At 59.4% G+C, this 19531-nt stretch carries 15 protein-coding genes; 8 read left to right on the top strand and 7 right to left on the bottom strand.

Annotated elements, in window-relative coordinates; all coding sequences use genetic code 11:
* Nucleotides 1–99: 99 nt before the first annotated feature.
* Complete coding sequence (locus tag ACTHND_RS19230; protein ID WP_440179576.1) at nt 100–687, bottom strand: LabA-like NYN domain-containing protein; 588 nt, start codon at nt 685–687, stop codon at nt 100–102.
* 54 nt (nt 688–741) lie between these two features.
* Between ACTHND_RS19230 and folK the strand changes: the two genes are divergently transcribed.
* A complete protein-coding gene (gene folK, locus ACTHND_RS19225) occupies nt 742–1251 on the top strand; it encodes a 2-amino-4-hydroxy-6-hydroxymethyldihydropteridine diphosphokinase (RefSeq protein WP_440179575.1) in 510 nt (169 codons plus the stop codon).
* On the opposite strand, the gene ACTHND_RS19220 is transcribed toward folK, so the two are convergent.
* Entirely contained in the window at nt 1224–2213 is a 990-nt protein-coding gene (locus tag ACTHND_RS19220) for a DMT family transporter (protein WP_440179574.1), read from the bottom strand. The genes folK and ACTHND_RS19220 overlap by 28 nt on opposite strands.
* Before the next feature lie 123 nt (nt 2214–2336).
* Here ACTHND_RS19220 and ACTHND_RS19215 point away from each other — a divergent pair, with 123 nt between their 5' ends.
* Together ACTHND_RS19215 and ACTHND_RS19210 are read left to right on the top strand one after the other, a co-directional pair.
* A complete protein-coding gene (locus ACTHND_RS19215) occupies nt 2337–2921 on the top strand; it encodes a thermonuclease family protein (protein ID WP_440179572.1) in 585 nt (194 codons plus the stop codon).
* A gap of 202 nt (nt 2922–3123) precedes the next feature.
* The gene (locus tag ACTHND_RS19210; protein ID WP_440179570.1) at nt 3124–10629 is read left to right on the top strand and encodes a beta strand repeat-containing protein; all 7506 of its coding nucleotides are present in this window, start codon (nt 3124–3126) and stop codon (nt 10627–10629) included.
* A 271-nt stretch (nt 10630–10900) separates the two neighbouring features.
* Here ACTHND_RS19210 and ACTHND_RS19205 read toward each other — a convergent pair whose 3' ends face one another.
* Both ACTHND_RS19205 and ACTHND_RS19200 read right to left on the bottom strand, forming a co-directional pair.
* On the bottom strand, nt 10901–14143 hold the full coding sequence (locus ACTHND_RS19205) for an autotransporter outer membrane beta-barrel domain-containing protein (protein WP_440179569.1): 3243 nt from the start codon (nt 14141–14143) through the stop codon (nt 10901–10903).
* A 159-nt stretch (nt 14144–14302) separates the two neighbouring features.
* The gene (locus ACTHND_RS19200; protein WP_440179568.1) at nt 14303–14488 is read right to left on the bottom strand and encodes a DUF6496 domain-containing protein; all 186 of its coding nucleotides are present in this window, start codon (nt 14486–14488) and stop codon (nt 14303–14305) included.
* Nucleotides 14489–14617: 129 nt separating this feature from the next.
* Between ACTHND_RS19200 and ACTHND_RS19195 the strand changes: the two genes are divergently transcribed.
* Nucleotides 14618–14971: an arsenate reductase gene (locus tag ACTHND_RS19195; protein ID WP_440179567.1), complete on the top strand. Its 354-nt coding sequence runs from the start codon at nt 14618–14620 to the stop codon at nt 14969–14971.
* Here the strand turns inward: ACTHND_RS19195 and ACTHND_RS19190 are convergent.
* From ACTHND_RS19190 to ACTHND_RS19180, 3 genes are read right to left on the bottom strand one after another with little or no spacing between them, the layout of a single operon-like run.
* On the bottom strand, nt 14964–15350 hold the full coding sequence (locus ACTHND_RS19190; protein WP_440179566.1) for a DUF2147 domain-containing protein: 387 nt from the start codon (nt 15348–15350) through the stop codon (nt 14964–14966). The genes ACTHND_RS19195 and ACTHND_RS19190 overlap by 8 nt on opposite strands.
* Nucleotides 15351–15408: 58 nt before the next feature.
* On the bottom strand, nt 15409–16197 hold the full coding sequence (locus ACTHND_RS19185) for a siderophore-interacting protein (RefSeq protein ID WP_440179565.1): 789 nt from the start codon (nt 16195–16197) through the stop codon (nt 15409–15411).
* A 1-nt stretch (nt 16198) separates the two neighbouring features.
* The gene (locus ACTHND_RS19180) at nt 16199–16831 is read right to left on the bottom strand and encodes a PadR family transcriptional regulator (protein WP_440179564.1); all 633 of its coding nucleotides are present in this window, start codon (nt 16829–16831) and stop codon (nt 16199–16201) included.
* A 254-nt stretch (nt 16832–17085) separates the two neighbouring features.
* Between ACTHND_RS19180 and ACTHND_RS19175 the strand changes: the two genes are divergently transcribed.
* The 4 genes from ACTHND_RS19175 to panB all read left to right on the top strand — a co-directional run bounded on the left by ACTHND_RS19175 (nt 17086) and on the right by panB (nt 19489).
* Nucleotides 17086–17457: a DUF6249 domain-containing protein gene (locus tag ACTHND_RS19175; RefSeq protein ID WP_440179563.1), complete on the top strand. Its 372-nt coding sequence runs from the start codon at nt 17086–17088 to the stop codon at nt 17455–17457.
* 32 nt (nt 17458–17489) lie between these two features.
* Entirely contained in the window at nt 17490–18068 is a 579-nt protein-coding gene (locus ACTHND_RS19170) for an RNA polymerase sigma factor (RefSeq protein WP_440179562.1), read from the top strand.
* Nucleotides 18065–18502 (top strand): hypothetical protein, encoded by a 438-nt coding sequence (locus ACTHND_RS19165; RefSeq protein ID WP_440179560.1) that lies wholly within the window; start codon nt 18065–18067, stop codon nt 18500–18502. The genes ACTHND_RS19170 and ACTHND_RS19165 overlap by 4 nt, the downstream gene beginning before the upstream one ends.
* A gap of 162 nt (nt 18503–18664) precedes the next feature.
* Nucleotides 18665–19489, top strand: coding sequence for a 3-methyl-2-oxobutanoate hydroxymethyltransferase (panB, locus tag ACTHND_RS19160; RefSeq protein WP_440179559.1), 825 nt, complete (start codon nt 18665–18667; stop codon nt 19487–19489).
* Nucleotides 19490–19531: the final 42 nt, after the last annotated feature.

Here is a 19531-nt window from a genome sequence, read left to right as displayed (position 1 = left end):
AAGCACTTTCCGAAAAGTGTGACGCACTTTTCGGATTAAAAAGTGCGTCGAAGCAAAAAATTAGAGCGCCGATCTGATCCAATCAGATCGGAAAACGCTCTATACGGTCTCGTCGTAATCTTCCTCGGCGCCCAGGAATTTCGGTGGGTTGTGGCTGGAGCGCGGGCGGCCGACGACATTGGCCAGGTCGGCGAGATCGACGAAGGTATCGGCCTGGCGGCGCAGTTCATCGGAGGTCATGGGCGGCTGTGACTTGACAGTTGAGACCACGGTGACGCGCGCGCCCTTGCGCTGGACGGATTCGAGCAGGCGGCGGAAATCGCCGTCGCCGGAGAACAGCACCAGGTGATCGGCGTGTTCGGCCATCTCCATCATGTCGCAGGCGATTTCGATATCCATGTCGCCGCGCCAGCGCTTGCGGCCCTGGCTGTCGGTATATTCCCTGGCGGTCTTGGTAATCAGGTGGAAGCCGTTATAATCGAGCCAGTCGACCAGCGGCCGGATTGGCGAGTAATCATCGCCCTCAACCAGGGCGGTGTAATAATAGGCGCGGATCAGGATGCCGCGTTTGCGGAATTCATCGAGCAGTTTACGATAGTCGATGTCGAAATTCAGCGCCTTGGCGGCTGAATAGAGGTTGGCACCGTCAATAAAAAGCGCGATACGGTCGGTCGGATAAAAGCTCATGGCTATACGCTATCCTGAAAATGTGCAGTTAAAATGGCAGGCGAAGATAAGAATATGTCCGTTTTTATTGCCTACGGTTCCAACCTGTTGTCTGGCCCGGTGACTGCATCGCAAGCTTTCAACGAGGTTGTCAAGAACTTGCAGGCGCGAGGACTGATTGTGAACAGGATTTCACGCCTGTGGTCTTCCAAAGCTTGGCCAAATCCGGACGATCCATCCTATGTCAATGCTGTCCTTCAGGTTGAAACGAACGTGCAACCCACGGAATTGATGTCGCTTTTGCATGATCTGGAACGTGAAGCCGGGCGTGTGCGCGATGGACGCCTCAATGCCCCGCGCGTGCTTGACCTTGATTTGATTGCTTATGGCGAAGTCATTATGAGCGGCGAAAACGGCCTCATCCTGCCGCACCCGCGTGCCGCCGATCGGGCCTTTGTTATGGGGCCACTGGCCGAGATAGCGCCGGACTGGGTGCATCCGGTTTTACAGCGCACGGTGGCTGAGCTTTTTAAGGCGGCTACAGTCGGCACGGACGCCTATCCTTTGGACAATGCCGCTTCCTGACGCGTGGCTCGCTGATCGATCCAGACATAGAGCCCAACGCCCGTAAGCACCAGCAGGGTGCCAGCTATATCGGCCAGACTGATGTGCTGGCCGAGGATCAGGCCGCTCAGAACCAGGGTGAAGATCGGATTGATAAAGCTGATGATGGCATTGGCCTGCGAGGATATGCGGCTCAAGGCGAAATTGGTCAGATAGCTCGGCAGGACGGTGGCGCCGATCGCCAGCCCGATAACCAGGGTTAGGAGGGGCGGGGTCATGTGGATATCGCTCAGCCTATGGACGATGAGGAAATGGATACCGGTCGCCAGGGCGGCGCCACTCATGGCCCAAGAAGTGAAGAGTGACGGACCCATGCGCCTGATCAGCGGCTTGGCCAGTAGCAGGTAGAGCGCGAACGCGACCGAAGAGACCGTACACCACAGCACGCCGCTGATCACCGCCGAGCCCTGGGCGTGCAAGTCGGTCAGGAAGACCAGCCCCAGGCCGATATAGCTGATAGCGAAGGCCCAGACCGCCTTCAGGCGCATGGGTTGTTTGAAGAACAGGGCGCCGAACAGGATAACGAACAAGGGATAGGTGAACAGGATCAGGCGCTCGAATTGCGGCGACAGGGTCGTCAGGCTTTCGAAGTCCGTATAGCTGGCCACCCAGTAGCCGAGGATGCCGACGCCAAGCGTGCGCAGGTAGAGGCCGGGATTGCGATCGATCGGCGGCAGGTCATGCGTGCCTTTCGCCTTGCCACGCAGGAAGGTGATAACGCCGAACACGATGAAAAACGGTGTCGCTACGGAAAGGCGCAGCGCCATCAGGGCCGAGGCATCGACCTGGTAGTTATAGGCAAGCTTGATCCAGATGCCCTTGCTGGCGAAAAGAAAGGCGCCCAGCATAGCGAGAATATACCCACCCCAGGTCAAAAGCCAAGGCGTAGGTAGCGGTGATTTCTTTTCAGAAGGTTCAGACATTGCAGGGCCTTTGCGGGCGCCTGATATTTTATGCGCCCCGTGGGTCGGGAAGGGGCGCGGATCGGACGATCTTACGCCTTGGGTTTCTTGCGCGAAATGAGGCGCACAGACTTGCAGGCCCAAATGAGTTTGGACATGATGTCGATATGCGTCAGCGCGAAGGAATTGGCGAAATTGGTGATCATGGGCGCGCACTTAAGGGGTATGACGAGGCAAAGCAACCGCAAACACCGGTTTCTGCTGTCACGTTCGGTTACGCTCTGTTTGGTTCTCAGTGTTCTGGCTGCGCCTGTCGCGGCAAGGTTGCCAGTCATTTCAGGGATGGCCTATGTCATTGACGGTGATACGCTTGTGATCCGCAGGCGGCATGTCCGCCTTTTCGGAATTGATGCTTTTGAGCGCGATCAGACCTGTGGGCGGTTCCGCTGCGGCATCGAGGCGCGAAAAGTATTAAGCGACCTGATAAAGGGTCGGACGCTCATCTGTGAGACGAAGGCAATCGATACCTACGGCAGGACCGTGGCCGTTTGCAAGATATCCGGCGGCCAGGATATCGGCGGCGAAATGGTCCGGCGTGGACTGGCGGTCGCTTATCGTAGTTTCTCTACACAATATATCGGCGACGAATCCTATGCGAAATCTCACCATCTTGGCGCCTGGGCCCATGGTTTTGAAAGTCCGTTGCAATACCGGCGCAATATGCACTGAAGCAGCGCCAATATGTTGATAAAGCTGCGTTATTACAGATGCTTGTGAAATTTGCCTTTATTTTGCCGCATTTTTCTCCAAACGTGGTATATGGGTGCTAAAGGCGGGTGAGTGGGTGTAAAATACACCTGGCTTCTGAAATTGCAGGCTGCGCTGCCCCTTTCAATCTAACCATTTGAAGGCAGCAGGGAAGCGTACGCGCGTGGTCACCTCCGTATATTCGTCATACAGCGTCAGCCAGATCGCCGCCCTGTCCCCGGCGGCCGTCGGATCGATGACGGCGACGGACATCGCCTCCCTGTCATCGACGCAGATTTCGGCCTTTGGCGTAGAGGTCATCCAGGCGTTAAACGCCACGCAACTGGCGGCCATTTCGACCACCCAGATGAAGGCGCTGACGACGACGCAGATCGCCGCCTTCACCGCCAGCCAGATGACCTTTTCCGGCAAGCAGTTGTCGGTTCTGCTCGAAGCCCAGATGGAAGCTTTTGGCGTTGAGGAAATCGCCGCCCTGACCACGCAGCAGATTCAGGGCCTGACGGCGACGGATATCGGCGAATTCTCGACCCAGCAGTTCTCGGTTCTGTCGCCGGCCCAGCTTTCGGTCCTTTCGACCCTGCAGATCAAGGGCATGGACGCGGACCAGCTTGGCATTCTGACGACGACCCAGCTTGGCGCCTTTTCCTCGACGCAGTTATCCGGCCTGAACTCGACGCAAATGAAGGCCCTGCCGGTGACGATCATCGACGCCATGACGACGACGCAACTGTCCGGTCTGACCTCCACCCAGATCAACTGGATGGGATCGGACGGCCTGGGCGCGCTCGATGCCAGCGATTTTGCCAGCCTTTCGGCCACCCAGATCCAGGGCATGACCACCACAGAGGTGCAGTCCCTGACAACGGCGCAACTGAACGCCCTGACCTCCACGCAACTGGCCGCCCTGAATTCAACCCAGATCCGGGCACTGACCGCGGATGAACTCAATGGCCTGAGTGCCGGTCAACTCAGCGGACTGACCTCGACCCAGGCCTATTACCTGCAATCCACTCAGCTCAGCCAGCTCTCGGCGACCTTTATAGGCAACCTGAATCAAACCCAGTGGACGGCGCTTTCGGCGACAGCGCTCCGGGGCTTGAGCAACGACCAGATTGAGAGCTTGAGCGCCAGCCGGGTCAGCCAGATGACGGCGACCCAGGTGAAGGGACTCACCGAGACGCAGATAGACGCCTTGTCCCCGGTGCAGGCGGCGGCGCTGACAGAGACTCAGGTTTCGGCTCTCAATACCACGCAGATAAAGGGTCTGGATACCTCCTTCCTGACCGGCCTGTCGGCGACCCAGGTCGGCGCCCTGACATCGGCCCAGTTGAACGCCCTGACGGACCAGCAGGTCTACAGCCTCACCGAAACCGAGCTTGGCCTGTTGCGTACCGACCAGGTCAAGGGGCTGAGCCTGACGGCCATGCAATCGCTCAGCACCACCCAGGTTCTGGCGCTGGGCTCGACACAGCTCAATGCACTCAGCGTGACGCAGATCAAAGGCTTGACGGCAGACGACATCGGCATCCTGACCGTGACGCAATTGTCTGGCATCAGTTCCACCCAGATCGCCGGCATGACCACCACCCAGGTCAGTGCCTTCAGCCCAGACCAGATCGGTAACCTGACGGTGACGCAGATCAAGGGGCTGACGGCCGCAGGTGTCGGCGTGCTGAACCAGGATCAGTTGCAGGCGCTTTCCACGGCCCAACTCAGCAATCTGACCGCCACCCAGATCGGCGGTCTTGGCCAGGATATCATCAGTTCGATTAGCAATACCCAACTGGCGGCGATGACGGCCGGTCAAATATCGGCCCTGGGCTCAAAGGCGCTGCTGGGGCTCACGGCGGATCAGATCGGCAGCCTGAACAGCACGCAGTTGCGCGCCCTGACCGTGACCCAGATCGGCTATCTCAATGAAGACCAGATCGCCAGCCTGAGCCTGACCCAGATCACGCTCCTGACCACGACTCAGATCAAGGGTCTGACGGCAACGGATATCGGCACCCTGGCCAATACCCAGCTCAATGCGCTGTCAATAACCCAGATGTCGGCCCTGACGACCGGCGCCATCAAGGGCTTAAGCGAAGCCCATATCGCCGGCCTGACGACCACGCAGATCAGGGGGCTGCCGGCGACCTTGATCGCGGCCCTGACCACGAGCGAGATTTCGCAACTGAGCACCGCGCAGCTGGCGGCGCTCGGCACGGATCAATGGGCGGCGATGACGGCCAGCCAGATCAGCGCGCTCAGCGAGGATCAGGTAACTTCGCTGACCACCACGCTCCTGCGGTCATTGTCGACGACACAACTGAAGGGACTGAACGCCACCGATATCGCCGAACTGAGTAATACGCAGATTGCCAGCCTCTCGGAAACCCAGGTATCTGGCCTGACGGCAACCCAGGTGGCCAGCCTGTCCTCGGAAGACCTGACAGCGTTTACGGCCTCTCAATTGGCGGCCCTGACAACGACACAGGTCAAGGCCCTGAGCGCGGATCAGATCGCTTCGCTCAATCCATCGGACCTGGGCCGGTTCACGGCGTCTCAGTTGAATAACCTGACCTCGGTCCAGATCAAGGCGCTGACGACAGACCAGATAGCACAACTGACCACAAGCCAGATGTCAGCCCTCTCCACCACCGGCCTGAGCGGGCTGAAAGATACCCAGGTCGCGGCGCTGAGTTCGACCCAGCTCAATGTCCTGACGACAAAGCAGATTGCGGCCCTGACCACGACCGCGACCGCAAGTCTGACTGCCGATCAGATGGCCAGCCTGAGCACAACCCTGCTGCGGGCGATGACCGTCTCCCAGATCGGCGGCCTGTCTAACGATGAAATCGCCGCATTGACGGCTTCACAACTGGCGGCCTTGCTGACCAGCCAGATCAAGGGCCTGACGTCGACGCAACTGGGGGCGATCAGCGACACGCAACTGACGGCACTGGCATCAACGCAAGTCGCCGTTCTGACGGCGGCGCAACTGGCAGGGCTGAGTTCCGACAAGATATCCGGATTGAGCGCAAGCCAGCTCTTGAGTCTGAGCAGCGCGGCCATTGCCGGTCTTAGCGCCGGAAACCTGTCAGGTCTGACCACAAACCAGATGGCGCTGCTGTCGACCACACAGGTCAAGGCGCTGAGCGCCTCCGGCCTGTCCAGCCTGACGACGGAGCAGGTGACGGCGCTAAGCACGACACAGATGCGCTATATCAATACGGCCGCGGTCAAGGGACTGACAGGTGAACAGCTTGACGCCTTGGACACGACGACGCTGCAATCCCTGACGACCACCCAGATCAGGAGCCTGAACCCGACCCAGATCGCGGACTTGAATCCGGACGACCTGGCAAGCCTGACGACCACTCAGCTTCGTAGCCTGACGATCACGGAGGCTGGTGCGCTGACCGATGACCAGGTGGCGGCCCTGAGCCTGACCCAGGTCAGTAGCCTGGCTACATCGCAGATCATGGGGCTTACCGCCACGGCGATTGGCGGTTTGTCGGAAACGCAGATGGGGGCTCTGAGTACCAGCCAGATAGCCGCGCTTTCAAAGGGCGGGATGGGTGGCCTCAGCAATACGCAGATATCCAGCCTGACAGCGACCCAGATGGCGGTTTTCAGCACCGCGCAGATCGCCGCCATGACCGCCGACCAGATTGCCGGCCTTTCCACCACGGCCCTGTCATCATTGAGTCTGGCACAGCTTGGCGCCCTGACGTCCACCCAGATGCAGGCCCTGACCAACGACCAGATCGCCAGCCTGACCACTACCCAGATCGGCGCGTTTTCCGCCACGGCCATCGGCGGTTTGAGTGGACAGCAGGTATCGGCACTAACCGCTGAGCAACTGGCGGCGCTAAGCACTCGTCAGATAGCCGCCCTGAGCGGCACGGGCATAGAAAGCCTGTCGACAAGCCAACTGCAAAGCCTTACCACGACGCAGTTCCGGTCGCTCACGGCGACGCAGATCGCCCGGTTCAGCGAAGACCAGATTGCCGGACTGACCACTTCGGAAATCGCCGCCATGACCACGGGGCAGATGGCCGCCCTGACTGCGATGGAAGCCGGGGCGTTGCAGCCCGAGCAACTGTCTGTGATGACTTCGACCCAATTGGCTGCCCTGACCGTGACAGCCTTTGGCGGCCTGACGGCCGATCAGATGGCCGAACTGAACACGACGCAGTTGAACGGCCTGGCGGCCCAGCAGATCGCCTCCCTGACCGAGGATGAAATATCCGGCCTGACGGTGACGATCCTGAAGGGCATGTCCACGACGCAGATCCGGGGGCTGACCGCCACGGGCCTTGCCGCCTTCAATGCCGATCAACTGGCGGCCTTCAACAGCACCCAGATCGGCGCCCTGACGACGACGGCGCTGGCCGGGCTGAACGACAGCCAGGTCAATGCGCTGAGCGATGACCAGTTGAAGGCCCTGACCTCGACCCAGCTTGGTGTTCTGACTTCTACGGCCCTTGGCGGACTGACCTTTGGCGATATTGCGCTTTTGACCACGACGCAGGTCAAGGGCCTGACCGCGGCAGAAATCGGTTACCTGTCGACGACGCAGCTTAAAGGATTGTCGGCGCTCCAGATGTCCGGCCTGACCACGACCCAGCTCAAGGGGCTGACCGCCGATGAGGTCGGAAGCCTGAGCGCCACCCAGATGGCGGCGCTGGACCGGACGCAGGTCGCCAATTTGTCTGAAACCGGCGTCAGCGGCCTGACTTCGACACAGATATCTAACCTGACGACCACACAGGTTTCCAGCCTGACCTCGACCCAGATCGGCGCCCTGACCGAAACCCAGGTGAGGGGACTTTCCACCACCCTGCTGGCCGGCCTGACCACCACGCAGATTTCCGGCCTGACGACGACCGGCATCGCAGCACTGGAGGAGAGCCAGATTGCCAGCCTGACGACCAGTCAGGTTGCGAACCTCAGCGCCACCGCCCTCGGCAGCCTGTCCTCTACCCAGGTGGACGAACTGACCACCACACAGTTGCACGCCCTGAGTTCCACCCAATTCGGCGGTTTGTCGGTGACCGGCATAACCGGCCTGTCCATGACCGATTTCGCCACCCTGACCACGACCCAGGTCAAGGGACTGACCGGTGCCCTTATCGCCGCCCTGACCACAACGCAGGTGGCCGGGCTGTCGACGACGGACATCGCCGTTTTCTCCGCGACGCAGATGGGCAGCCTGGCCTCGACCCAGCTTGAGGTTCTGACGGCCGGACAACTGGGCGCGCTGACCTCGACCCAGATCGGCGCCCTGGCGACGGCCAGCCTCGGCGGACTGACTTCGGACGGCGTCGCCACCCTGACGACGACCCAGCTTCGCGGGCTGAGTTCGACCCAGATCGGGTATCTGAATGAAACCAATGTTAAGGGCCTGACCACAACCCAGTTGACCGCGCTCACGACCACACAGATCAAGGGACTGAACGCAACCGAGGTGCAGGCCCTGTCGCAGACGCAGCTATCGGCCTTTTCCACCACACAGCTTGCCGCCATATCGACCGATGGAATTCAGGGTCTGAACGATGATCAGATTGCCGGCATGACCCTGACGCAACTGGTCTCCATGACCTCGACCCAGATCGGCTCGCTGACGACCAGCCAGGTGGCGGCGCTGAACGCCACACATTTGTCAAGCCTGACCACGACCCAACTTCACGGCCTGACCCAGACACAGATTGGTGCGCTGAATCCGGATGAAATATCCGGCCTGACGACGACGGGGCTGGCCAGTCTCTATACCAGCCAGATCGCGGGCCTCACCTATACGCAATTAGGCGCCCTGACGACGGCGCAGATCGGCGCACTGGCGACGACCCAGGTGGCCGCCATCAGCCCTGATGCCATTTCCGGCCTGAATGAAACCCAGATCGGCAACCTGACGACCACGCAAATCGGGGCGCTGGGCGCTACGCAGGTGGCGGCCATGGAAACGGAAGATGTGGCTGACCTGAATGTCACGCAGATCGCCGCTTTCAACAGTACCCAACTGAAAAGCCTGACCACGACGCAGATCGGTAACCTGACGACAATCCAGGTCCAGGGACTGACGACGACACAGGTCGGTAATCTGACAACCGTGCAGCTCAAGGGGTTGACCACGACGGAGATGGCGGTGCTGACGTCATCGCAGCTTCAGGCGCTGACCACGACCCAGATGGCGGCCCTCTCGGTGACGGCGGTCAGCGGTTTCACCGAGACCCAGTTGCAGGCCCTGACGACCACGCAGGTCAAGGCCCTGACCTCCGTTCAGCTTGGCGCCCTGGCGGCGACTGGTATGGCGGCGTTGACGGCAGCGCAACTGGCCGTCCTGACCTCGACGCAAATGGCAGGGCTGACCACAACTGAGACCGCGGCGATTACAACCACGCAACTGGCGTCATTGACCTCGACCCAGCTTTCCGGACTGTCGCCTGCGGGCATGGCTGGCCTGACGGCCGAACTGGTGGCGGCGCTTTCGACGACGCAACTCAAGGGCCTGAGCGCCACCCAGCTATCGGGCCTGTCCACCACCTATATAAGCGGTCTGACGGCGGCCCAGATCGGCGCCCTGACCACGACCCAGATCAAGGGGCTGACGGCCGATCAGATGGGCGCGCTTTCGACCACCGATATCTCGGCCTTCAGCACCAACCAACTGGCCAGTCTGACGACGACGCAACTGACCGGACTGGTTTCGACCGGCGTCAATGCCCTGTCGACAACGCAACTGGCGGCCTTGAGTTCCGGCCAGATCAGCGGCCTGTCCACGCGTGGCCTATCCGGGTTGACGGCAGGCCAGACGGCCGCGTTGACCACCACCCAGATATCTGGCCTGACCCAGACGCAGATGGGCGCTTTGACCACGACCGTCATTAACGCCCTGACCCAAACGCAGATTTCGCAATTGACGATGGTTCAGTTCGGTTCCCTGTCCGGTACTGGCGTGGCGGCTTTGCTCGAAGCGCATATCGATTCGATCACGACAACCCAGATCGCCTCTCTCTCCAATACCGGCATCAGCGGCATGACGGCGACGGAAATGGCGTCTCTGTCACTCGATCAGCTGGCCGCCTTCAATTCCACTCAGATCAGTGCCCTGTCGACCGATGCCATCAGCGGCCTCACTGAAACCCAGATCGAGGCCCTGACGCTGACGCAACTGGCGGGCCTGACCGCTACACAGATCGGCTCGCTTTCGGAAGCGGATATTTCCGCCCTGGGCACGACGGAAATCGCCTCGCTGACCACAACGCAACTGGCCGGCCTGGTCAGGATGCAGCTTCGCGCCATGACGACGGCTCAGATCGCTGCGCTGACGACGACGCAGGTCGGCAGCCTGTCGGCGACGCAACTTTCCAACCTGACAACAAACGAGATCGCGGCCCTGACGGTGACGCAATTCAAGACGCTGTCATCCAGCCAGTTCGGCGCCCTGACCGTGACCCAGCTTGATTATTTGTCACCGGGTGAAATGGCAGCGATCTCCGGCATTCAGATCAGCGGCCTGACGACAACGACGATGTCAGTTTTGGGGACGACATTCCTGACCGGGTTGAATACCTATCAGATCGAGGCGCTGACTCCCCAGCAGATCAGCTATCTGACGCCGGCCCAGATTGGCAGCCTGTCCGCCATCCAGTTGGCGGCACTGATGGCGGCCCAAGGATAACGAACGCATAGCTGGGAACGGGCGCGCCGCATCGTTTTTTTACGCCGTCTGATCATTGCCGCACCGGCATTTTATCCGAATGCGGCCATGCTGTCCCGGCTGTTCAAAAATCAGGAGGGCTGTCATGTCAGCAATATTGCCGCCGGACCCGGGCTCAGGCGCATCTCATCGGGACAGTTTTCCCTGGAGTGCGATCGTCATCATCGGATTTTCCATATTTGTCGTCGGATGGATGATCATCACCGCGGGCACTATGTAAATCTGGATGTTTCTAAAACTGGAAGCGTGTGCGCAGGGACACCGAGGTGTTGGTATATTCCGGCAGTTCCTGGTACTCGGCTTCGATCGAGAAATAGCTGTAGGGATTGTCGGCCGACAACCGGAAACCCGCCACGGGGCCGCCGCCTTCGATATTGCCGCCAACAAGCGTGAAGGTGTCGCCGCCGGTGAAGTTCGCTACCGTGTCCGGCAGGGTGGCGGAGACATTCTGTTTGTAACCCACCCAAAGCTCCGGCTTCAGGAAGGATGTCCTGTAGCTGAGGTTCAGCAGGGCCGTCGAGGTCAGCAGGTGTCCGTCACGCGCGCCGACCGTCAGGTCGAAATAATCACCGCCGCCGTTTTCCGTATGGTCATTTTCATGAAGCTGGTAGTAGTCGGCCAGAATTTCAGGGGTAACCGCCCATTTGCCAAGTTGAAAATCATATGAGGCGCCTGCGCCGGCGCTGACCGAATAGCCGTCCCACTTGGCCGTTGCCACATGATCGACCGTCGTGGTCAGGATATTGCGTGTGCTTTTGAAGGTGTCATAGCCGGCGCCGGCGTGCAGCCACGCTTTCAGGCCGCTGGTATTGAGGCGCCAGTAGGCGCCGATCGTGATATCAGAATTGGACATGCCCTCTGCCGCCAGGGCAAAGGTATCGCGGGGCGAGGCCGAGGTCAGGGACAGGTAGGTACCGACCATCTGGTTGCCATAGACCTGCCGTTCGCGGCCGCCGGCGAAACTGAAACCGGTCGATTTGAATCCGGCCGTGTCGCTGTAGGCGCGATTGATGCCGTAACCATATTCCTGAAGCCAGTACTGTCCGCCGTTATTATCCGGAATCAGGGTCAGGTTGCTTAAGGAGCGGTTCAACGAAGCCGAGCCGACAGACAGGGAGATCAGGTTTTCACCGGAATAGTCGGGCAGATATTGATTGTAGACCTGGTCGAAGGCTTCCTTATTGGTAGCCGCCAGCAGGGATGATTTAGCGCCGGAGTCCTCGGCCACCACCGCCAGAATCGGCATGAGCGCGGCGTACTGATTGGATGAATAACCGGCCTCGCTTTGGCTCTTCAGGCGAAAATTGGCGGAAAGCACTGTATCCGTCTCATTCAGCGTCAGGTCGGAGTGATAGAGGTAGGGAATATAGCCGTCCAGCGTCGAGGTCGTCATATCACCCAGGCTGATGCTGGAGCCGGTCAGGACCGTGAAACTGGTGGGGTCGGTCAGGATCTTGTCGAGTGTCAAGTACAGCTTGGCGCCGTCATCGAAGATCACCGCACCGGAGCCGGCCAGGATCGGCACGGTGGGGCTATCGACGGCGAGCGTCAGGGCCAGGTTGCTGTCCGAACCGACATGCAGGGTTCTCATCCGGACCGAGCTGCCAGCCAGCAAACCAGCGCTGGCGCCGCTGTCGATATCCATGGCGATGTCGCCTGACGAGGTCAGCTTGCCGAGATAGACGGCATCATTGGTCAGGCTGAAGCTGCCGGTGCCCGTGCCATAATCCACATTGCCGTAGATATAACCGCCGGAGGACGACAGTGTGTCGTTACCGGAGCCGAACAGGATGCTGCCGTAAATATAGGGGGCGGCGATGGCTTCATCATCATCGCTGTCAGTCGCGTTATTATCTGTCTGGGTGATGGTAACGCCGCTCGTATTAGTGCTCACATCGATGGCAGTGGCCTTGCCGGTGATGGTGTCAGTTGTGCCATCGCCATCATCGTCGGTGGCGGTAATGGTGGCGCTTATCGTGCCGGAATTGCTGATTGAGGTCAGGGTGCCGGAGGCATCGGAAATGGCCGTGGCGCTGCCGGTCGAGCCGGAAGATGAGGCGTAGATGCCGGAACTGGCGGCGACGTTGACAGCCGGCAGGGTGGCGCCGGACGCAATACTGATGGCTGTCGCCGCGCCGACATTCGAGACCGTATAGACCGTATTGCCGTCGGCATCTTCCGCGGAGGTGAGGTAACGCGTCGTGGTGGCGGTGACCGTACCGTCGATATCCAGACGCGGGGTTGTGGCGCCCTCCAGCAAAGAAATGGCCGTCGCGTTTCCGCCGTAGGAACTGGCGGTGATGCTGCCAGCATTGCCAATGCCATTATCGATCGTCGTTACATAGCCCGTGCCGCCGATTTGCAGGGCGGTGGCATTGACGCCGGGATGCACGCCGTAAGCGCCGATGCTTCCGCGATTGAGCAATCCGTAATTGACGGAAGGCGGATCGATCGCGGTCGAGGCATAGGTCAGGCCGCCCAGGGTGATTTCGCCGGCTGATGAGCCTATCGCCAGCGCCGGCGCGGAACCATATTGTGTCAGGCTGGCCGTGGATTGCGAGGTGTCCACAAGACCGTCGCCATCCTCATCGGTATTGTCGTCGTCCGTACTGGTGACTGACGAACCAAGCAGCACGCCGTTAGCGACATTTCCGGCGATGCTGACCAAAGGGCCATCCTGAAGCAGGTTGTTGGCCGGGATCAGGTTTTCATAAAGGGTCTGGGTAAGCGCCGAGGTCGAGCTGTAGGCCGTGCCGCTGTATGAACCGTCGATGATCAGGTTGCCGCCCAGATCACCCGTCAGCGTGACTGCCGAGGCGTTTGCGCCAAGAACGCCGACCGATCCGGACAGGTAGACATTGCCGGTAACGCCTTTTTCGAGAGAAATACCTGTGGAGTTATCGCCGATCAGCGTCATGGCGCCATCATAGTTAAAGGCGCCCTTGACCTGATTCTCGAAGCGGACGCCATAGGATGAGTTCCCTTCGACATCGATGGCGGAATCGCTTGTGATATAAACGTCGCCGACAAAAGGTGACGATCCTGTAGAATGGATGCCGTAGCGGCCGGTGCCTTCGGCCCAGGGCGCATCAGTGTAGCCGTCTTCGGTCCCGTCGAGGCTGGTGGTATCCGAGGCCGTGTAATCGTCTGTGACCGTGATATCGCCGGTCAGGACCAGACCCTTGGTGCGATCGGGGAAATCGGTGATCAGAATGCCGGTCGAGCCAGACTCAGAGCCGGACATGGCGATGCTGCCCTCAAAATCGAGCGTGTTGTCGCTGTTTACCGTTATGGCCGTGCCGCTGGTCAGGGTAATGGAGCCGTCGGACGTGACGGTGAGATCGCCGGCTGTGCTGGTCAGTACGGGCGAGGTGGTCGCGGTCGAAATCGATGTTTCGGCAAGTGCCTGTGTAAGCCCTCCGGTGCCGAGAACCAGTCCGAGGGCTGTTGCGGTCAGGAGGGTGTGTTTACGCATGATGTCGGAGTTCCGTTTTCGGTAAGGCCATGAAAGCCGCTCGAAAATGGAAAATCAGAAGGGCTCTATTAAGTCCGCTTTGATGCAGCCCTGACACTCCGCAACAGGATTGAAATGAAAAGGTGCCCCGCAGGGCGCCATTTCAGGATATGCGAATTTTCAGTGATGAGTGTGGCTGTGCGACTTGCTGCCTTTTTTCGGAATGTGCGCTTCGTGCATGGCTATGGCGGTCGCCTGCTTGCGGCTGTTGACCTTTTTGCCGCTGCCACTTTTCAAATCGCCTTCTTTGAATTCGTGCATGACCTTTTCGACCTTCTTTTTCTGGCCGGATGTTTCCTTCGGCATGACTATGCTCCTTTGAAAGCCCCCCGGCGCGTATTAGATAACCCGGCCGGTAAAAATGCCATGCGGGCGCAGGGGCGGGCCGCAAAATAGTCATTGGCGTGACGGGCAAAAACAGGCATTCAGTCGGGCATGACTCTGATTCTCTACGGCATACCGAACTGCGATACGGTGAAGAAGGCGCGTGACTGGCTGACCGCCAATGGCGTTGCGTATGAATTTCATGATTACAAGAAGGCCGGGATCGATGCTGCGCGTCTCAAGGAATGGTCGGAAAAGCTGGGCTGGGAAAAGGTGCTCAATCGTGCCAGCAGCACATTTAAGGGGCTGCCCGATGAGGTGAAGCAGGGGGTAGACGAGGCAAAGGCCATAGCGCTGATGATGGCGCAGCCGTCGATGATCAAGCGACCGATTTTCGAGAAAGACGGACAGGTGATTGCCGGATTCAAGCCGGACAGCGCCGAACTCAAGGGCCTGCTTATCTGACGCGCGTCCAGGTTTCGGAGCGGCAGATGCGGTCGCCGAACAGGCACTCGCGGCTGTAAAGGGTGGTGCCCTGAAGGTTAAGGGCTGCCGCGTATGTCTTGCCTTCCCTGGGGCTGTAAGCCTTGCCCTTCCAGCTATTGGCGCCATCGGGGATCAGGTCGTAAAATACCTTGTCGCCGATACGGGCTTTCGTTTTGACCGCCGGACTGAGCCAGGCGATCGTGCCGCAAACCCCCTTGGACGGGCCGCCAGGGCAGGGCGCAAAAGCGATTTGAGCCTGGCCGTTAGCCCGCTGCCAGTGACCGGACAGATCCGCTGCCAGAGCCGTACCCGGAATGGCCAGCGAAAAAGCCAGCAGAAGTGATATTGATAAGCGCATGAACAAGCCCAGCCTTTGACACCAATATAGGCGCTGTTGCCTTCGCTTTGGTTAAAAATCAGCCGATCGTTTCATGCGTGCCGGCGTCACCCTTGCGCCAGTAGCCGGATGCCTTGATCCATGACGGGTTGACGCCATGATCATCGATCAATTGTTGACGGATAAGCTTGGCCTGTGTGCTTTCGCACGCCACCCAGGCATGAACAATGCCTTGAGGCAGGTGCATGGCCTTCAGCGCGTCGTTCAGGCAGTTAGCATGGCCGCCCTGGCGATAGACCCAGTGGAAGCTCGCATCGGCTTTCGTCTCGAAATGCAGACGATCTTCCAGTCCATCCACTTCCGCCACCACGCAGACCTTTGTGCCCGTCGGCAGTTCTTCCAGCCGTCGCGCGATGGCGGGCAGGGCGGTGTCGTCGCCGATCAATATGTAACGGTCAAAGGTAGGTGGAATCAACATTGATCCGCGTGGCCCGCCGATATTCAGAATGTCTCCAATGTTTGCATTCATGGCCCAGGCTGTGGCCGGGCCGGCCTCATGTAGGGCGAATTCGATATCCAGGGTCTGGCCGTCAAACCGGCGCGGCGTGTAGTCGCGCATGATCGGCTTCGGGCCGTCACCCGGCGGCAACCCCGGCTCCGGAAGGATCAGAATGCCGGTATCCGGATCGGGAAAGAACAACTTGATATGATCGTCGAAACCCAGGCTCTGAAAGCCGGTGAAATCGCCGGCAAGTGTAACGCGCCGCAGGTGAGGCGTAATCGCCTTTACCTGCGTAACGGTCAGTTCACGCCGGCGGGTTTCAAAGCGGACGCGTGTAACCGAACGCCCATCGGTCAGCGCATCCATCTTACAGTCTTTCGATCTTCTTGGCGGTTTCATCGATCAGGTCGACCACCGCTTCGATCTCGGCCTTGTTCATCGGGCGCATCCCGCGGGTGCGCAGGGCGGCTTTCAGGTTGGCCATGGCGCGGAAGAGGGGGGCGTAGTCGCCGTGTTCGCCGCGCTGGCCGTCCATCATTGAGAATAGCTGATCGACCTGCTCGGCCTTCTCCGCCAGATGGGCGATGCCGGCCTCGGTAATGGTGGCGGACTTGCGGCCGTCCTCATTGGGGGCGATGGTGATAAAGCCTTCGTCTTCCAGCCAGCTCAGGGTTGGATAGATCACGCCGGGGGAGGGGCTGTAGGCGCCGTTGAAGCGATCCTCGATGGCCTTGATCAGTTCGTAGCCGTGGCTGGGCTTTTCGCTGATGAGTTTGAGCAGTACCAGCCGCAGACCGCCGTGACCAAAGCCACGCCCATCGCGGCCGCCGCGCATCCGATCGAAAGCGCGTTCAAAGCCTTCACGACCGCGACCGCCAAGACCGCCGCCGAAGCCGGCGCCAAAACCACGATGACCGGGGCCGCCAAAGCCGTCCCGATGGCTGAAATTACGGTCAGCGCAAGCGCCTTGTCCGCGACGGTGAAAAAACATGCCTCGCATATGAGGTCTCCTTTTGTTATATATAGTTCGTAACGCGATATATCGAAAATGAAAAAGCCGATAAATCGATCGATGTTTTAGTTCCGATATAAATTAGATATATCGAACTAACATCGAATGCAAGGGCGGGCTTGAAATTATTTGATTACGAAAACTTAATGCGACTCCCTGCATCCGAAAGGCATGTGTCGCGCCTCTTATTAGTCAAAGGGCGCTATGGGCGTCCCGAAGTCAAAAGGAGTGTTTAAATGGATATGGATAGCTTAACCGGTATTCTGGCCGTTGTTCTGGCGCTCAGTATGCCTGTCGCCATTGTCGCCATCGTCTTCTATTTCCGTCACAAGGGACGAACTGAGGTGCAGAAAACCCTGCGCATGGCGATCGAGAAGGGGACTGACCTGCCCCCGGAGTTTCTCGAAAACCTTAAGAACATGCAGGCCCGCAAAACGCCCGCCAATGACATCCGTTCCGGCCTCATCCTGATTGCGATCGCCCTCGGGCTTGTCGCACTGGACCTGGCCAATCACAGCTTTATTCTGGGCAAGCTGTCCGGTGTCGCCGCCATCCCAGGCTTTATCGGTGTTGCCTTGCTGATCCTCGGCATTATCGGCAATCGCAAGAAATAAACGTCTCGCGGCAACCCGGAGCAAACTCAATCATGGGCCTGGCAAGTGAAAAGCCTGACCTGACGCGGCAGTCCGATGTCGATCTCGTGCGCCTGTGCCTGGGCGGGGATAAGTCGGCCTTCGCTGAGCTGGTGCGCCGCCACGGCAGTCTTCTGCGGACCCATATCCGGCGGATGGGGGCGCAAGGGTCGGATGCCGACGATATGGCGCAGGAGGCTTTCATGAGTGCCTACGAGCATCTGTCGGAATTCCGTTTTGACGGCGCCTTTGTTGGTTGGCTTAAGCGGATCGCCTCCCGACGCTATCTCAAAAAGGTGCGGGCGAATCAAAAATACCTGCTGACGGACGATATGAGCGCTTTTGAACCCGAACCTGCGGCCAATGAAGGCGAATTCCGCGCCCATAATCTTGATGCGGCCTTAAATCGCCTCAAACCTGTGGAACGCCTGTGCGTAACGCTCAATTTCAGCGGCGATCTGTCCCATCAGGAAATCGCCGACGAACTCAAGCTGCCGCTGGGCACGGTCAAAAGCCATATCAAACGCGCCATGGATCAGTTGAAGACCATTCTGAATGCCAAACCTGCTCCCGTACTGGAAACCGGAACATGAGCGATATGAAACTGGATGAGGGCGATATCCGCGATCTGTTCGCGGCGACGCCCATTTATGAGGATGCGGCGGCCTTCGAGGCGCGTGTGATGCGCGGCCTGCGGCTGAAGCTTTGGCTGCGGCAGGGCTTCGTGGCTCTGGCCGGCGTGGTGGGCGGACTCTATGCCTTGGCGCAGTTCGTGCGCGTGCCCAACTGGTCCTTCGGTGAAAAAGTCCTGAGCGGCAGCCGGATGGCGCGTGTCGAAACCGACCAGACCTTCCGCGCCGGCGTTGAATTTTTCGATGTCATCGGCAAGAATGCGGTCAACCTGTTCTACTCGTCGCTGCATTATCTCGGCATCATGCAGACCCCGATCTTCTTCTGGGTCAGTTTTTCCCTATGTTTTGCGTGTTTGGCGCTGTATTACGCCTACTCCCAAGAGGAGACTATCTGAAGCCGTCTGGTGAGTCGAAATCATCATCTGTCTGCGATCCGGTGCTCACGTATAAAAATACGTCTCAGGGCCGCTTAGGCCGCTCCGGTTCTCGACAGCTAATAATTTCGACTCACCAGCCGGCTTCAGCTATAGCGCGGCAAGTGAAACGGAGAGCCGAAGTTGAGCAGCCAAACCGCCCCCAGCCGAACCAAACGCCTGACCGCCCCTGAAATCCAGGCCCGCAAGGGGAAGATGCCCCTGGTTGTCCTCACCGCCTACACCACACCTATGGCGCGGATCATGGACCCGCATTGCGATATCCTGCTGGTGGGGGATAGCCTGGGCATGGTGATCCACGGTCTGCCCAATACCATCGGCGTCACCATGGAGATGATGAGCCTGCATGGTCAGGCCGTCATGCGCGGAGCTGATACGGCCTTCGTCGTTGTCGATATGCCGTTCGGCTCTTACGAAGCCGGCGTCGAACAGGCATTTGCCAATGCCGTGCGCCTGCTGAAGGAAACCGGCGCCCAGGCGGTCAAGCTGGAAAGCGGCCCGACGGTCGCCGCCACCATCCGTTACCTTACCGAGCGCGGCATTGCCGTCATGGGCCATGTCGGCCTGCGACCACAGGCGGTCAATGTCGATGGCGGCTTCAAGGCCAAGGGACGCACCGAGGCCGAGCGCCAGAAGGTCATCAAGGAAGCGCAGGACAGCGAAGCCGCGGGCGCGTTTTCCATTGTTGTCGAAGGCGTGGCGGCGGATCTGGCGGCGGAAATCACAAGGCTCGTCAGTATCCCGACCATTGGCATCGGTGCTTCGGCGGATTGTGACGGCCAGGTTCTGGTGACCGACGATATGCTGGGCCTGTTCGACTGGACGCCGAAATTCGTCCGCCATTATGCCGATTTGCGTAACCAGATCGGCGCGGCGGTGGAAGCTTATGCGAAAGATGTCAGGGACCGTAGCTTCCCCGCCCCAGAAGAGACATATTTTGCTAAATAAGTAGGGTTAAGAGATTTTTGGGGGAAGGCTCACGGCCGCGCC

This window comes from Asticcacaulis sp., from assembly GCF_051954415.1.
Classification (GTDB): domain Bacteria; phylum Pseudomonadota; class Alphaproteobacteria; order Caulobacterales; family Caulobacteraceae; genus Asticcacaulis.
This window is presented reverse-complemented; position numbering and strand designations above follow the sequence as displayed.

Coding starts and splice junctions, on each gene's coding strand:
- ACTHND_RS19230 (WP_440179576.1), bottom strand. CDS start 687: ATGAGCTTTTATCCGACCGACCGTATCGCGCTTTTTATTGACGGTGCC.
- folK (WP_440179575.1), top strand. CDS start 742: ATGTCCGTTTTTATTGCCTACGGTTCCAACCTGTTGTCTGGCCCGGTG.
- ACTHND_RS19220 (WP_440179574.1), bottom strand. CDS start 2,213: ATGTCTGAACCTTCTGAAAAGAAATCACCGCTACCTACGCCTTGGCTT.
- ACTHND_RS19215 (WP_440179572.1), top strand. CDS start 2,337: ATGAGTTTGGACATGATGTCGATATGCGTCAGCGCGAAGGAATTGGCG.
- ACTHND_RS19205 (WP_440179569.1), bottom strand. CDS start 14,143: ATGCGTAAACACACCCTCCTGACCGCAACAGCCCTCGGACTGGTTCTC.
- ACTHND_RS19200 (WP_440179568.1), bottom strand. CDS start 14,488: ATGCCGAAGGAAACATCCGGCCAGAAAAAGAAGGTCGAAAAGGTCATG.
- ACTHND_RS19195 (WP_440179567.1), top strand. CDS start 14,618: ATGACTCTGATTCTCTACGGCATACCGAACTGCGATACGGTGAAGAAG.
- ACTHND_RS19190 (WP_440179566.1), bottom strand. CDS start 15,350: ATGCGCTTATCAATATCACTTCTGCTGGCTTTTTCGCTGGCCATTCCG.
- ACTHND_RS19185 (WP_440179565.1), bottom strand. CDS start 16,197: ATGGATGCGCTGACCGATGGGCGTTCGGTTACACGCGTCCGCTTTGAA.
- ACTHND_RS19180 (WP_440179564.1), bottom strand. CDS start 16,831: ATGCGAGGCATGTTTTTTCACCGTCGCGGACAAGGCGCTTGCGCTGAC.
- ACTHND_RS19175 (WP_440179563.1), top strand. CDS start 17,086: ATGGATAGCTTAACCGGTATTCTGGCCGTTGTTCTGGCGCTCAGTATG.
- ACTHND_RS19170 (WP_440179562.1), top strand. CDS start 17,490: ATGGGCCTGGCAAGTGAAAAGCCTGACCTGACGCGGCAGTCCGATGTC.
- ACTHND_RS19165 (WP_440179560.1), top strand. CDS start 18,065: ATGAGCGATATGAAACTGGATGAGGGCGATATCCGCGATCTGTTCGCG.